The organism is Rhodobacter capsulatus, assembly GCF_003254295.1.
Taxonomy (GTDB): domain Bacteria; phylum Pseudomonadota; class Alphaproteobacteria; order Rhodobacterales; family Rhodobacteraceae; genus Rhodobacter; species Rhodobacter capsulatus.
The window spans coordinates 1-15,201 of the sequence record NZ_QKZO01000005.1; the positions used below are offsets into that span (position 1 = coordinate 1).

Consider the following 15,201-nt stretch of genomic DNA (forward strand, 5'->3'; position numbering starts at 1 on the left):
CCTTGTTCATGTAGACGACCATGTAGGGGATGCCCACCTGACGGCCGAGCAGGATGTGCTCGCGCGTTTGCGGCATCGGGCCGTCCGACGAGGCGACAACGAGGATCGCGCCGTCCATCTGCGCCGCGCCGGTGATCATGTTCTTCACATAGTCGGCGTGGCCGGGGCAGTCCACGTGCGCATAGTGACGCGCCGCGGTTTCGTATTCCACGTGCGCCGTCGAGATCGTGATCCCGCGCGCCCGCTCTTCCGGCGCACCGTCGATCTGGTCATAGGCGCGGAATTCGCCGTAGTACTTCGTGATCGCCGCCGTCAGCGTCGTCTTGCCGTGGTCCACGTGGCCGATCGTGCCGATGTTCACGTGCGGCTTGTTCCGTTCAAACTTTGCCTTTGCCATTTCGGGCGCCTCTGGTTCGGGGGCCGCCGTCGGCCCAGTGAATATGGCGCGTTCCCTATTGCCGAAACGGGGAAAAATCAAGCCCGCTTCGCGCAAGGCCGCTGGACATGGCGGCGCCCGTCCCCGAAACGACACGTCCGGGGGCCGCCTTGCTTTTCCTTGGCAAAATACGCCGGGGGTGCGGGGGCGGAGCCACCGCGCGGGTCGGGCGCGACAGCGCCCGAAACCTCGTCAGGGGAAGCGGTTGTCGCGCGGGAAGCCGCGCGGCGCCATCCGCCCGGCGCTCGCCCGCTTGCCCAGCCATTCCGACAGATCCGCCTCGGTCCGCGTCCGCCCGGCCGGGTCCTTCCAGCTCAGCCCCTCCTCCAGGCGGAAGGTGATCGCATCCGACAGCCCGCCATCCTTGAACTTCTGCAGCCGAACCCCCTTGCCCCGCGCCATCTCCGGCAGCTCCTCCAGCGGGAAAACCAAAAGCTTGCGGTTCTCGCCGACACAGGCCACCGCATCGCCCGAAGCCACCCGGCACACCCGCGTGCGCACGCCGTCGCTCATGTTCAAGACCTGCTTGCCGGTCCGGGTCGAGGCGATCAGCTCCTCGGCGGGCGCGATGAACCCGTCCCCCTCGGACGAAGCCAGCAGATATTTCTCGCCCGGTTTGGGCACCAGAACATGGGTCACCTCGACCTCGTTCGGCATCTCCAGCATCAGCCGCACCGGCTCGCCCATGCCACGCCCGCCGGGCAGGTTCGCGCCCAGAAGCGTCCAGGCCCGCCCGTTCGAGCCCATCAGCACGATCCGGTCCGTCGTCTCGGCATGGAGCGCAAAGGCCTGACCGTCGCCGTCCTTGAACTTCACCTCGGCATCGAGCGGCTGGTGCCCCTTCATCGCCCGCATCCAGCCCATCTTCGACAGGATCACGGTGATCGGCTCGCGCTCGATCATCGCCTCGATCGGCACTTCCTCGACCTCCCCGGCCTCGGCGAAATCGGTCCGCCGCGCGCCGACCTTGGTGGCCTTGCCCCAGGTCTTGCGCAGGTCTTCCAGCTCCGAGGAAATCTGCGCCCATTGCGCGACCTCGGACGCCAGAAGCGCCTCCAGCCCCGCGCGTTCCTTCAGCAGATCATCGCGCTCGGCGCGCAGCTCCATTTCCTCAAGCCGCCGCAGGCTGCGCAGCCGCATGTTCAGGATCGCCTCGGCCTGCACCTCGGTCAGATGCACCACCGCCCCCGCCTCGGCCGCCCAGTTCTCGGCCATCAAGGCCGCTTTCGGGTCGTCCTCGGTGCGGATGATCTCGATCACCCGGTCCAGGTTCAAAAAGGCGATGATATAGCCTTCGAGCACCTCAAGCCGGTTCGCGATCTTTTCCAGCCGGTGGCGGGACCGCCGACACAGCACCTCGCGGCGATGGTCCAGAAACGCCCGCAGCACCTCTTTCAGCGAGCAGACCTTGGGCACCCGCCCGTCGATCAGCACGTTCATGTTCAGGCTGAACCGCACCTCAAGTTCCGAGTTGCGAAACAGCATCCCCATCAGCTGCGCCGGTTCCACCGTCCGCGCCCGCGGTTCCAGCACGATCCGCACATCCTCGGCGCTTTCATCCCGCACATCGGCCAGCGCGGGGACCTTCTTCGTCTCGATCAGCTCGGCCAGCCGCTCGATCAGCTTGGCCTTTTGCACCTGATAGGGGATCTCGGTGACGACGATCTGCCACTGCCCCCGGCCCAGATCCTCCAGCGCCCAGCGCGCCCGCAGCCGGAACGCGCCGCGCCCGGTGCGGTAGGCCTCAAGGATATTCGCCTTGGGTTCGACAATCACCCCGCCGGTCGGGAAATCCGGCCCGGGAATCAGATCGACCAGCCGGGCATCGTCAATCTCGGGCTCGGCGATCATCGCCAGACAGCCATCGACGAGTTCATCAAGGTTGTGCGGCGGCACGTTCGTCGCCATGCCGACGGCAATGCCGCTGGCGCCATTCGCCAGAAGGTTCGGGAAGGCCGCGGGCAGCACGACCGGCTCGGTCAGCGTGCCATCATAGTTCGGGCGGAAATCGACCGAATCCTCGGCCAGACCCTCCAGCAGCGCCTCGGCCGGCGCGGCCAGACGCGCCTCGGTATAGCGGCTTGCCGCCGGGCCATCGCCGTCGATGTTGCCGTAGTTGCCCTGCCCGTTCACCAGCGGGTAGCGCATGGCGAAATCCTGCGCCAGCCGCGCCATCGCATCATAGATCGCGGCGTCGCCATGCGGGTGATAGTTCCCCATCACGTCGCCCGAAATCTTTGCCGATTTGCGGAAACCGCCGGTCGAGCTCAGCTTCAACTCCCGCATCGCATAAAGGATGCGCCGGTGCACCGGCTTCAGCCCGTCGCGCGCATCGGGCAGCGCCCGGTGCATGATCGTCGAGAGCGCATAGGTCAGGTAACGCTCGCCGATCGCCCGCGAAAGCGGTTCGGCATGGGTTGCGGAAGTCGGGGTTTCGTCGTCGCTGCTCATGGTCGCGGTGTAATTCGGGACCGGCCCCCGGTCCAGCAGAAACACCGGCCAAAACCGTTGTCGCCTGCGCGGGCTTCGCCTATCTGGAACGAAACACGGGGGATGACGATGGCGAAGACGATCCTGATCACCGGCTGCTCTTCGGGCATCGGCTACGATGCGGCGCATGGGCTGCAAAAGGCGGGCTGGAAGGTTCTGGCCACCTGTCGGCGCGAAGAAGACTGCGCCCGGCTGCGCGCCGAGGGGCTGATCTCCTTTCCGCTCGATCTCTCCGACCCCGCCTCGATCGAAGCGGGCTTCAACGAGGCCTTGGCGCGGGCGAACGGACGGCTTGACGCGCTTTACAACAACGCGGCCTATGGCTGCCCCGGCGCGGCCGAGGATCTGCCGCCGGGCGCGCTTCGCGAAATCTTCGAAACCAACCTTTTCGGCCTGCATGACCTGACGATCCGCGCGATCAAGGTGATGCGGGCCCATGGTGACAATGGCGAGGGGCGGATCATCCAATGTTCCTCGGTTCTTGGGCTGGTGGGTATCCGCTGGCGCGGCGCCTATGTCGCCACCAAATTCGCGCTGGAAGGTCTGACAGAGGTGCTGCGCCGCGAGATGCGCGACACGGGCATTCACATCATCACGCTCAACCCCGGCCCGATCCCGACGAAGATCCGGGTCAACTCGATCCCGCATTTCGAGAAATGGATCGACTGGAAGGCCTCGGCCCGGCGCGACCAATATGAAACCTCGCTTCTGAAGCGGCTCTACTCTCCCTCGGGCAAGCCCGACATGTTCGAGCTGCCCTGTTCGGCGGTGACCGACCAGATCCTGCGCGCCCTGACCGACCCGAAACCGAAGTCGCATTACTATGTGACGAAGGCGACCTGGCTGGCCGCGATCGCGCGACGGATTCTGCCGCTGCGGGCGCAGGACTGGATGTTTTCCAAGGCCTGAGTCGATTTCGCCCAACTGTCTTCGCGACGTGACGTAGCGACACCATCCGGCGTCGTTTTTCATCTGTCTTTTGCTGCGGTCGCATTGTAACAAAATTTCCGATGCAAGAATCCGCCCCCCCCGGGGGCGCCTTCGAAACCTAGGGAGACACCGCCGATGAAGGTCCTCGTGCCTGTGAAGCGCGTGATCGACTACAACGTGAAAGTCCGTGTGAAGGCGGATGGCAGCGGGGTCGATCTTGCGAACGTGAAAATGTCGATGAACCCCTTCGACGAGATCGCCGTCGAAGAGGCGATCCGGCTGAAGGAAAAAGGTGCTGCAACCGAGATCGTCGTCGTCTCCGTGGGCGTGAAACAGGCGCAGGAAACCCTGCGCACGGCGCTGGCGATGGGGGCGGATCGCGCCATCCTCGTCGTTGCCGCCGAGGACGTGCATACCGACATCGAGCCGCTCGCCGTCGCGAAAATCATCGCCAAGGTCGCCGCCGAGGAACAGCCGGGCCTGATCATCACCGGCAAGCAGGCGATCGACAATGACATGAACGCGACCGGCCAGATGGTCGCGGCACTTCTGGGCTGGGCGCAGGCGTCCTTCGCCTCGGCGGTGGAAATCGCGGGCGATGCCGCCAAGGTGACGCGCGAAGTCGATGGCGGTCTGCAAACGATCGAGGTCAAGCTTCCGGCCGTGATCACCGCCGATCTGCGGTTGAACGAGCCGCGCTATGCCTCGCTGCCCAACATCATGAAGGCGAAGAAAAAGGAACTGGCCGAGAAGACCGCCGCCGATTACGGCGTCGATGTCTCGCCGCGCCTGACCGTGGTGAAGACCGCGGAACCGGCGGGCCGGGCCGCCGGGATCAAGGTCGGCTCGGTCGACGAGCTGATCGGCAAACTCAAGGACGCGGGGGTGATCTGATGGCTGTTCTTCTGCTTGCTGATGTGAACGGCGGTCAACTGGCCACCGATTCCGTTGCGAAAACCCTTTCGGCCGTGAAATCGCTGGGCGAGGTGCATGTGCTGGTCGCCGGGGCTGGCGCGGAAGCTGCCGCCGCCGAGGCCGCGAAGCTTGACGGCGTGTCGAAAGTGCTGCTGGCCGGTGCGACTGACTACAGCCACGGCATGGCCGAAGCCACCGCCGCGCTGATCGTCGGTCTGGCCCCGGGCTATGCCCATGTCGCCGCCGCCTCGACCGCCGCGGCGAAGAACGTGCTGCCGCGCGTCGCCGCCCTTCTTGACGTGATGATGATCACCGACATCACCGCCGTGGTCGATGCCGACACCTTCGAGCGTCCGATCTATGCGGGCAACGCGATCCAGACGGTGAAATCCTCCGACAAGATCAAGGTCTTCACCGTCCGCACCGCGACCTTCGGCGCCGTCGCCGCCACCGGCGCGGCCGCGGTCGAGACGATCTCGGGCGAGACCGCCGCGGGCCTTTCGACCTGGGTCGAAGACAAGGTCGCCGCCTCGGACCGGCCGGAGCTGACCTCGGCGAAGATCGTCGTCTCGGGCGGTCGCGGCGTCGGCAGCGAGGCCGATTTCGCGCTGATCGAGAAGCTGGCCGACAAGCTTGGTGCCGCCGTCGGCGCCTCGCGCGCCGCCGTGGACAGCGGCTTTGCGCCGAACGACTGGCAGGTGGGTCAGACCGGCAAGGTCGTCGCCCCCGAGCTTTATGTCGCCGTCGGCATCTCGGGCGCGATCCAGCACCTGGCCGGGATGAAGGACAGCAAAATCATCGTCGCGATCAACAAGGACGAAGAGGCGCCGATCTTCCAGGTCGCCGATTTCGGTCTGGTCGCCGATCTTTTCACCGCCGTGCCGGAACTGGCCGAAAAGCTCTGATCCGGGCGACACGCAACAGAAAGCCCCGCCAGTGGCGGGGCTTTTTCCTTGCCGTCACGGCAGGTTTACAGGAACTTCCGCACCGCGGGCGCCAAGGCTTCGGCGATTTCCTGATGCACGAGCGGCCCCGGCATCGTCTGCGCCGCGGGCTCCTCCATCAAACCGAAATGCATCCCCACCGTGCCGGTGGAACGCGAGGTCGTCGAAGGCTGCACCTTGACCAGCCCCTGCGCCAGCGGCGCGATCTCGTCGACCATCGCCTGGGTCACCAGAAGCGGCTCGGCGCCCAGCGGATCGGAACTCAGCGGATCGCGGTAATCGCCCAGCCACAACAAAAGCTTCGGCCCCGGCACCCGTTCCAGAAGCCCGCGCATCCGCGCCACCCAGGCCACGCGCAACTCGGTCACCAGCGTGTCGAACCGGTCCGGCGCATAGGCCTGCAGCGTGCTCAGCATGTGGCGGGTAAAGTTGAATTCGGTGAAATCGACATCGTTGAACACCGCCCGCATCAGGTTGGAGGCACGCAGAAAGCGGTCGTTGCGACGCGGATGCACCGCATAAAAGCGGTTCGACATGTTCGGCGCGCCCAGCAGCTGGATGATCGAGAGCGTGGTCGATTTCGTCGCCTCGGGCAGCTGCGGCTCGCTGTGGAACACGTCGATCCCGGCATTCAGATAGCCGAAATTCACCACCGGGAATTCCAGCCGGTCTTCCAGCAGCACCGGCCAGGGCTCGGCCACGAACTTGCCATAGGTCTCGCTTCCCCCCATCGCCGCGACGAAAGGCCTGGTCAGATCACGCCGGGGACCCCGGAACAGAAGCTTCGACTTGCCATATCGGCATGGAAAATAATCAAGGGCACCGCTGCCCGTGTATTCGAAGGCCATTCATCCCACCTTGTGTATTTCGACTCACCCGCAGGAAGAATGGACCGGAAAGCCTTGCCAAAGAGCTAAAGAGAAAATTGACACAATCGGGTTATGTCCGCTTCCGGGGCATTCGCGCTTGCCGCGGTGCAGCACCGGGCTTAGACTTGCACGAAGTCGAACAAAGGACCAGAAATGACGATCTTGACCGTGGGTGTCGTGGGCGCCGGACAGATGGGCAACGGCATCGCCCATGTCTTTGCGCTCTCGGGCTATGACGTGCTGCTCAACGACGTGGCCCCCGAAAGCCTCGACCGGGCCCTCGGGATGATCGGCAAGAACCTCGACCGGCAGGTGCACCGGGGCAAGATCTCCCTCGAGGAGCGCGCGGCGGCGCTGGGGCGGATCCGCACGACGCTGACGATTGCCGATCTGGGCCAGACCGACCTGATCATCGAGGCGGCGACGGAACGCGAGACGGTCAAGCAGGCGATCTTCGACAGCTTGCTGCCGCATCTGAAACCGGAAACGATTCTGGCCACCAACACTTCGTCGATCTCGATCACCCGGCTGGCCTCGCGCACGGACCGGCCGGAGAAATTCATCGGCGTGCATTTCATGAACCCGGTGCCGGTGATGCAGCTGGTCGAACTGATCCGCGGCATCGCCACCGGAGAGGAAACCTACCGCACGCTTCTGGGCGTGATCGAGCGGCTGGGCAAGACCCCCGCCTCGGCCGAGGATTTCCCGGCCTTCATCGTCAACCGCATCCTGATCCCGATGATCAACGAGGCGGTCTATACGCTTTATGAAGGCGTGGGCAACGTGCAGTCGATCGACATGGCGATGAAGCTGGGCGCGAACCATCCGATGGGGCCGCTGGAACTGGCCGATTTCATCGGGCTGGATACCTGCCTCGCGATCATGAACGTGCTGTATGACGGGCTGGCCGACACGAAATACCGGCCCTGCCCGCTGCTGACGAAATATGTCGAGGCCGGATGGCTCGGGCGCAAGACCGGCCGCGGCTTTTACGACTATCGCGGCGAAACCCCGGTGCCAACGCGCTAGGCCGCGGCCCCGGTTGGAAAGGGCGGGGTTTCGCGTTACCCTGCCCGCATGTCCTGCGCTGATCTTCCCTGTTTCCCGCTGCGTCCGGGCCGCGTCCATGAGGTCTGCGGCCCCTCCGCCGCCGTCTTCGCCGCCTGCGCCGCAGCCAGCCTGCAAGGCCCGGTGCTCTGGCTGCGCGAGGCCTGGCTGACCGAGACCCTCAACCCCTTGGGGCTTTTGCCCTTTCTTGATCCCGCCCGGGTGCTTCTGGCGCGCCCGCCAAACCAGATCGACAGTCTGGCCTTGGCCGAGGAGGCGCTGAAAGACGGCAGCCTTGCGCTTGTCGTGCTGGAAATCACCCGCCCGCTCGATCTGCGCGAGGGGCGGCGGCTGCAATTGGCCGCGGGGGCCGGGGCCACGACGGGGCTGTGCCTGATCCCCGAAGGCATGGGCTCGAACGCCGCCGAAACGCGCTGGCGGGCCACGCCGATCTTTGATGCCGCGGGCACGGACTCGACTCCGATGCGGTGGGAAATTATAAAGAACAAAATGGGAACATTGGGCGCGTGGAATGTTTGCTGGAACGCAAAGGCGCATCGTCTCGATCTGGTTTCCCCGGCTGGCGACTGACCGGGCCCTGCGCGCCTGCCCGGTCGAGGGACCCTTCGCGCTGGTGCAACGGCTGGGCAATGCCGAAACGCTCTTTTGCCTGAACGCCGCGGCCGAGGTCGCCGGTCTTTTTCGCGGCATGCGGATGGCGGATGCCCGCAGCTTCTGCCCCGGGCTGGTCAGCCGCCCGGCCCGTCCCGATCTTGACGCCCGGTTTCTGGCCGGGCTGCGACGCTGGGCGGAACGCTATTGCCCCTGGGTCGGGCTGGAGGGCGCCGACGGTCTGGTGCTCGATGTCACCGGCGCGGCGCATCTGTGGGGCGGCGAGGGGGCGATGTGCGCCGACATCCGGGCGCGGCTGGAACGGGCGGGGCTGACGGCGCAACTTGGCCGCGGGTCGAGCCGCGGCGCCGCCTGGGCGCGGGCGCATTTCGGCGATCAACCCGCCGAAGCGCCCGAACCCGATCTGCTCGCCCTGCCCGTCGCGGCGCTGCGGCTGGACCCCGACACGGTGACCGGGCTGCAGCGGCTGGGGCTGCGCCGCATCGGCGATCTGGCCGCCAGCCCGCGCGCGCCGCTGGCCCGCCGCTTCGGCCCCGATCTGCTGACCCGGCTCGATCAGGCGCTGGGTCACAGCCCCGAACCCGTCACCCCCGCGACCAAGCCGCCGCGATTCGCCACCCGGATGACCCTGCCCGAGCCGATCGGGCTGGAAAGCGACGTGATGGCCGGGCTGACCCGGCTGCTGGAGCCGCTTTGCGACAAGCTCGCCGCGCATCAGGCCGGAGCCCGGCAGCTTGTCCTGACCCTGCGCCGCGTCGATCAGGCCAGCCAGCAGGTCGAATTGCGTCTGGCCGCGCCGATGCGCGACCCGGCCCGGATCCTGCCGCTTTTCGCCCGCGGTCTGGCCGGGGTCGATGCGGGCTTCGGCATCGACCAGCTGCGGCTCGAGGCCACCCGGGTCGAACCGCTCGCCCCCGCGCAGCTGGGCACGACCCCGGCCGCCAGCCCCGACCGGCTGGCTGATCTGCTCACAAGGCTGGGCACCCGGATCGGGCTTGAGAACATCCACCGCTTCCTGCCCGCCGAAAGTCACATCCCCGAACGCGGCTTCCTGCTTGCCCCCGCCGCCTTCAGCCCCGCGCAAGGCGGGTTTCACGCCCCCCGCCCGCGCCCCCTGCGGCTCTTTCCGCCCGAGCCGATCACCGCGACCGGCGCCACCCCGCCCGCAAGGTTCCGCTGGCGGGCCATGCCGCTCAGCACCGCCCGCGCCACCGGGCCGGAACGGATCACCCCGGAATGGTGGCTGGAAGACGAAAGCTGGCGGCACGGGCTGCGCGATTACTGGCGGGTGGAGACCGCCGAGGGCCGCAGGCTCTGGCTCTTCTTCACGCCGCAAAACCCCGGCTGGTTCGTACAGGGCGAATTCGCATGAGCGTTTTTCCTGGTCCAAATACGCAAGATCCCGCCGCTTATGCCGAGCTTTGCGTGACCTCGAATTTCACCTTCCTCACCGGCGCCTCGCACCCCGAGGAACTGGTGGCGCGCGCCGCCGAACTGGGGCTGGCGGCCATCGCGATCACCGACCGCAATTCGCTGGCCGGGGTGGTGCGGGCGTTTTCGGCGCTGAAGACCCTGCGGCAGGAGACCGAGGCTTTGCGCATCCGCTCGGCCAGCCAAACCGATCCGTCCTCGCGGCAAAGCCTCGGCCCCGCCGCGCCGCTGCCCCGGCCCGAAACCCCGGATCTGCCGCGGCTGATCATCGGCACGCGGCTTGCCCTGCGCGATTGCGCGACGGACTTTCTGGCCCTGCCCACCGACCGGCGGGCTTATGAGCGACTCTCGCAACTGCTCACCCTTGGCAAGCGCCGGGCGGGCAAGGGCGACTGCGCCCTAAGCCTTGACGATCTGGCCGCGGGCGGGGCCGGGCTGATCCTGATCGCCCTCCCGCCGCCCGACCTGACCGCCGCGCTGGCGCCCTTGCAACGGCTGCAGCGGCAGTTTCCCGGCCATGTCTTTCTGGGTGCCGCGCCGCGCTATGACGGCACCGATCAGGCCTGGTTTCGCGGCTGTGCCGATCTGGCCCTGCGGGCCTCGACGCCGATGGTGGCGGTGGGCGATGTGCTGATGCACCGCGCGGCCCGCCGCCCGCTGGCCGATGTGCTGACCTGCCTGCGCGAGGGGGTGACGATCGACGCCATCGGCACCCGGGCGCTCCCCAATGCCGAGCGCCGCCTGAAAGGCGCGGCCGAGATGGCGCGGCTCTTTCGTCACCACCCGGCCGCGATCCGCCGCACGCTGGAGATTGCCGCGCGCTGCGCCTTTGACCTTGCGGAACTCAGCTACGATTACCCCGGCGAGGACGACACGGAACCGCCGCAGGCCCGGCTGGAACGGCTGGCGCATGAGGGGTTGGCCCGGCGCTATCCGCAGGGCGCGTCCGAGCGGGTGCATCAGCTCTTGGCCAAGGAACTCGCGCTGGTCGGGGACCTCGGCTATGCGCCCTATTTCCTGACCGTGCAGGACATCGTGCAATTCGCCCGCGCGCGCGGCATCCTCTGTCAGGGCCGCGGCTCGGCCGCCAATTCCATCCTGTGCTATCTGCTGGGGATCACGGATGTTTCCCCCGACATGATCGGCATGGTGTTCGAGCGGTTCATCTCGCGCCATCGCGGCGAGCCGCCCGATATCGACGTCGATTTCGAACATGAACGCCGCGAGGAAGTGATCCAGTGGATCTATGAGAAATACGGCCGCGACCGCGCCGGGCTTTGCGCCACGGTGATCCATTTCCGCACCCGCGCCGCGATCCGCGAGGTGGGCAAGGTGATGGGGCTTTCGGCCGATGTGACGGCGGCGCTTGCGGGGCAGATCTGGGGCATGTCGAACCGCGGCGCCGATCCGGCCCGGCTGCGCGAGATCGGCCTCAATCCCGAAGACCGGCGGCTTTCGCTGACGATCCGGCTGATTTCCGAAATCATCGGCTTTCCGCGCCATCTGAGCCAACATGTCGGCGGTTTCGTCATCACCCGCGGGCGGCTCGACGCGCTTTGCCCGATCGAAAACGCCGCGATGGAGGGGCGCACCTGCATCGAATGGGACAAGGACGACATCGACGCGCTCGGCATCCTCAAGGTCGATGTGCTCAGCCTTGGGATGCTGACCTGCCTGCGCAAAAGCTTCGATCTGCTGGAACGCCACAAGGGGCTGCGGCTGGATCTGGCCAAGGTGCCCCAGGAAGACCCGGCCACCTATGCGATGCTGACGCGCGCCGATGCGGTGGGGGTGTTTCAGGTCGAAAGCCGGGCGCAGATGAATTTCCTGCCCCGCATGAAACCCGCGACTTTCTACGATCTGGTGATCGAGGTGGCGATCGTCCGACCGGGGCCAATTCAGGGCGGCATGGTCAAGCCCTATATCCGTCGCCGTCAGGGGCTGGAGGCGCCGGAACCCTTTGGCCCTGCGCTCGCTGCAGTGACGGCGAAAACGCTCGGCGTGCCGCTCTTTCAGGAACAGGCGATGCAGATTGCCGTCGTCGGCGCGGGCTACAGCGCCGAAGAGGCCGATCAGCTGCGCCGCTCGCTCGCCTCGTTTCGGCGCATGGGCACGATCGGCGCGCATCGCGACCGCTTCGTCTCCGGCATGACCGAGCGCGGCTATCCCCCGGCCGTGGCCGAAGCCTGTTTCGCCCAGATCGAGGGTTTTGCCGATTACGGTTTCCCCGAAAGCCATGCCGCGGCCTTCGCGATGCTGACCTATGTCTCCTCCTGGCTGAAATGCCACCACCCCGAGATCTTCGCCTGCGCTTTGCTCAATTCCCAGCCGATGGGCTTTTACGCCCCGGCGCAGATCGTGCGCGATCTGCGCGAGCATGGGGTCGAGGTGCGGCCGATCTGCGTGAACCGTTCCGACTGGGACAATGCGCTGGAGCGGCGGGCCGACGGGCGGCTGGCGCTGCGGCTGGGCTTTCGGCAGATCAGGGGCTTTCGCGCCGAGGATGCGGGCTGGATCGTCGCCGCGCGCGGCAATGGCTACCCGGATGTCGAAAGCCTGTGGCTGCGCGCGGGGCTGTTGCCCGCCGTGCTGGAACGGCTGGCCGAGGCGGATGCCTTTGCGGGTCTTGGCCTGACGCGGCGCGATGCGCTTTGGGCGGTGCGCGCGATCCGGGCGCCGAAGCCCTTGCCTTTGTTCGCCAATCCGCTGGATGGCGAGGGCGGGATCGAGCCCGCCGTGACCCTGCCGCCGATGCATCTGGGCGAGGAGGTGGTCGAGGATTACATCGCCCTGCGGCTGACCCTGCGCGCCCATCCGATGGAGCTCATGCGCCCCGGCCTGCCCGGTCTGACCTGTCACGACCGGCTAGTGACGGCGCCGCTGGGGCGCAGCTCCGTTTGCGGTCTGGTGATCACCCGCCAGCGCCCCGGCACCGCCTCGGGGGTCATTTTCCTGACCCTTGAAGATGAAACCGGCGTCGCGAATATCGTGGTCTGGCCAAAGGTTTACGAGCGTTTCCGCCGTGCTGTCATGGGCGGGCGGCTCTTGCGTGTCACCGGGCGTCTGGAGCGCGAGGGGATCGTGGTGCATCTGATCGCCGAACGGATCGAGGATCTGTCGCCGCGGCTTTCGGACCTTGGCCACCCGCTTGACGGCGCCATCGGCCAGACCCGTCCCGAGGCCGACGATGCCCCCAGATCCGGGTCCCGGCCCGCCCGCCAGCCACCCCGGGCGCAGCATCCGCGCGAACAGGCCAAGCGGCTCTTTCCCAGCCGGGATTTCCACTGACCCGCCTTGGCGGCCGGTCAGGCGCGCCGGAACGTCGCCTCGCGCAGGCGGACCTTGGAATAAAAGCCCAGCTCCGGGTCGGTGGCATCGCCCAGCTCCAGCCGCCCCTCGACAAGGATCGGCAGGTTGAAGGGTTCCACCTCGACGATCCGGCGCGCATAGACGGCCAGAATGTCATCGGGCCAGGGCATGCCGGGTTCGCAGAACGGACAGACCGCCATCGGCCGGTTCGTCAGCACGAAGAAGACCGAATTCGCCTTCAGCGGCGGCGCCATGAAGCCCTGCACCGCCAAACGCTGGCCCTGCCGCGCCAGCGCCAGATCGGAATAGCTCAGATCCTTGTTGTAAAGATCGCGCAGACGGATCGGGTCTTCGGCCCGCAGCGGCAAGGCCGGGGCCAGGATCAGCGCGGGGGCAAGGGCAAGAAACTGGCGGCGGTGCATCGGCAATCCCCTGAGACGGAAACGGAAACAGGCCCCGGAACCCCGGGGCCTGCAAGCTTGATCGGCGGATCACTCGGGCTTCACGGCGTGGTTCATCACGTGGAAGATCACGTTCTGCTCGATCACGCCGCCGAAGAGATGCGCCCAGGGACCGCGGGCATAAACCGCCACATCCTCGCCGGAATGGGTTTCGGACGCCATCGGCACCAGCGCCTGCTGGATGTAATCCTTGTCGGTCGCCTGATCCTCGGTCACCTCCGGCCGCGCGCCCGAGAAGCTGCCGTCGGCCTGCTTGACCAGAACCGAGCCGACGCCGTTCAGATAGCCCGCCACGGTGAAGGGCTTGCCGTCATCGGCAAGGTTCGGCTTGCCGGTATGGGTCACGCCCTGCTCGTTTTCCTCCATGCACAGGCCAAGGATGTTCGAGCCGCGGCCGCAATAGCCGTTGAAGGCGATCGCATGTTCATGATCGGCGGTGACGATGATCAGCGTCTCTTCCGGGTTCGTCATCTTCATCGCCACGGCGATCGCATCGGCAAAGGCCTTGCCGTCGGTGACGGTGCGGTAAAGGTTGCCATCGTGGTTGGCATGGTCGACCCGGCCGCCCTCGATGTTCAGATAAAAGCCGTTCTCGTTCGTCGAGAGCGTCTTGATCGCGGCTTCGGTCATTTCCGCCAGAGAGGGCTCGCCGGTGCGGTCGGTCTCGTATTTCATATGGCTCGATTCAAAGAGACCGAGCACCGGCGCATTGCCGCCCGTGCTCAGCGCGGTGAAGTCGTCCTGCCCGAAGACCACCTGCGCCCCAAGCGCCTTGGCTTCCTCGGTCAGGTCGCGACCATCGGTGCGCTTGCCGTCCTTGCCCTCGACATCCTTCACATCCTTGGGCAGGAAATGGCCGCGCCCGCCGCCCATGGCAACATCGATCACCCCCGCTTTCATCTGGTCGATCAGCTGCGCCGCGATGTCCTTTTGCGCACAGCCCTCGGGCATCTTCGACGGATCTTCCCAATCGCGGTTCACGGTGCGGGCATAGACCGCGGCGGGCGTGGCATGGGTGATGCGCGCGGTTGAGAGCACGCCGACCGATTTGCCCATCTCCGACACGATCTCGGCAAAGGTCTTCGTGCCCGCCGTCGCCCCCGCGGCGCAATCGCCGACATTGACGGTATCGAGCACGTTGATCATGCCGTTCTTCGTCTTGATCCCCGAATTCATCGCCGCCGCGGTGGGCGCCGAATCCGGGGTCTGGCCGTTCGAGGAATAGGTCTTCACCAGCGCCACATGCGGAAAGGTTTCCTGCGGCTGCACGTAATCATCGCCCAGACCCCCGGCCTGCTGGCCCGAGAACAGACGGATCGCATAGTTCGTGCCCACGCCATTGCCGTCGGCGGTGAACAGGATCACGTTCTTCGCAGGCTTGGTGATCGGCGCCACCGTCATGCGTTCGGCGATCGTGGCCTGCCCGGCCTTGAACCAGTCGCTTTGCGCCTGCGGCAGATCCCCGGCCAAAGCGGCGACCGAGGTGGCAAGGCAAAGCGCGGTGGAAAGAAGAAGACGAGTCATCGGATGTCCCTGCTTTGGTGTCTGTTTCGGGCCGCAACCTAGGGACGACGCGCGACACATTTGCGACAGCACCCGCCGCGCAGGGATTTTTCTGCGCGGCAACTCGCTGGAATCGTTATGATATATCATTGCCACCGCAGAAATCCGGCGGCACGGCCCGCGGGCCACATGAAACTGTTACATTGCCGCCGTCTTAAGGGTGAAATCGCATT

Annotated in this window: 12 protein-coding genes; 7 read left to right on the top strand and 5 right to left on the bottom strand. The window is 66.4% G+C overall.

What is annotated here, in order from left to right:
- Both LY44_RS08185 and parC read right to left on the bottom strand, forming a co-directional pair.
- A partial coding sequence (locus tag LY44_RS08185; RefSeq protein WP_146707221.1) for a GTP-binding protein occupies nt 1-397 on the bottom strand: 397 nt, incomplete at its 3' end.
- A gap of 231 nt (nt 398-628) precedes the next feature.
- Nucleotides 629-2,887, bottom strand: coding sequence for a DNA topoisomerase IV subunit A (gene parC / locus LY44_RS08190; protein ID WP_055210586.1), 2,259 nt, complete (start codon nt 2,885-2,887; stop codon nt 629-631).
- A 108-nt stretch (nt 2,888-2,995) separates the two neighbouring features.
- Here parC and LY44_RS08195 point away from each other — a divergent pair, with 108 nt between their 5' ends.
- The 3 genes from LY44_RS08195 to LY44_RS08205 all read left to right on the top strand — a co-directional run bounded on the left by LY44_RS08195 (nt 2,996) and on the right by LY44_RS08205 (nt 5,676).
- Entirely contained in the window at nt 2,996-3,835 is an 840-nt protein-coding gene (locus tag LY44_RS08195; protein ID WP_055210585.1) for an SDR family NAD(P)-dependent oxidoreductase, read from the top strand.
- A gap of 156 nt (nt 3,836-3,991) precedes the next feature.
- Nucleotides 3,992-4,750: an electron transfer flavoprotein subunit beta/FixA family protein gene (locus tag LY44_RS08200; protein ID WP_055210528.1), complete on the top strand. Its 759-nt coding sequence runs from the start codon at nt 3,992-3,994 to the stop codon at nt 4,748-4,750.
- The gene (locus tag LY44_RS08205) at nt 4,750-5,676 is read left to right on the top strand and encodes an electron transfer flavoprotein subunit alpha/FixB family protein (RefSeq protein WP_055210525.1); all 927 of its coding nucleotides are present in this window, start codon (nt 4,750-4,752) and stop codon (nt 5,674-5,676) included. Before LY44_RS08200 ends, LY44_RS08205 begins: the two co-directional genes overlap by 1 nt.
- A 65-nt stretch (nt 5,677-5,741) precedes the next feature.
- Here the strand turns inward: LY44_RS08205 and LY44_RS08210 are convergent, their stop codons facing one another.
- Nucleotides 5,742-6,563 carry a DUF6473 family protein gene (locus LY44_RS08210; RefSeq protein WP_055210524.1) on the bottom strand — a complete coding sequence of 274 codons (822 nt, stop codon included), beginning with the start codon at nt 6,561-6,563 and terminating at the stop codon, nt 5,742-5,744.
- A gap of 174 nt (nt 6,564-6,737) precedes the next feature.
- Between LY44_RS08210 and LY44_RS08215 the strand changes: the two genes are divergently transcribed.
- Genes LY44_RS08215 through LY44_RS08230 form a run of 4 tightly spaced genes read left to right on the top strand, consistent with a single transcriptional unit; the run spans nt 6,738 to nt 12,983 of the window.
- Entirely contained in the window at nt 6,738-7,613 is an 876-nt protein-coding gene (locus LY44_RS08215) for a 3-hydroxybutyryl-CoA dehydrogenase (protein ID WP_055210522.1), read from the top strand.
- A gap of 48 nt (nt 7,614-7,661) precedes the next feature.
- A complete protein-coding gene (locus tag LY44_RS08220) occupies nt 7,662-8,222 on the top strand; it encodes an ImuA family protein (RefSeq protein WP_055210520.1) in 561 nt (186 codons plus the stop codon).
- Entirely contained in the window at nt 8,164-9,636 is a 1,473-nt protein-coding gene (locus LY44_RS08225) for a Y-family DNA polymerase (protein WP_055210518.1), read from the top strand. The genes LY44_RS08220 and LY44_RS08225 overlap by 59 nt, the downstream gene beginning before the upstream one ends.
- Nucleotides 9,633-12,983, top strand: coding sequence for an error-prone DNA polymerase (locus LY44_RS08230; protein WP_055210516.1), 3,351 nt, complete (start codon nt 9,633-9,635; stop codon nt 12,981-12,983). Before LY44_RS08225 ends, LY44_RS08230 begins: the two co-directional genes overlap by 4 nt.
- Before the next feature lie 17 nt (nt 12,984-13,000).
- Here the strand turns inward: LY44_RS08230 and LY44_RS08235 are convergent, their stop codons facing one another.
- Nucleotides 13,001-13,426, bottom strand: coding sequence for a hypothetical protein (locus tag LY44_RS08235; RefSeq protein WP_055210514.1), 426 nt, complete (start codon nt 13,424-13,426; stop codon nt 13,001-13,003).
- A 69-nt stretch (nt 13,427-13,495) separates the two neighbouring features.
- Entirely contained in the window at nt 13,496-14,989 is a 1,494-nt protein-coding gene (locus LY44_RS08240) for an alkaline phosphatase (RefSeq protein ID WP_055210512.1), read from the bottom strand.
- Nucleotides 14,990-15,201: the final 212 nt, after the last annotated feature.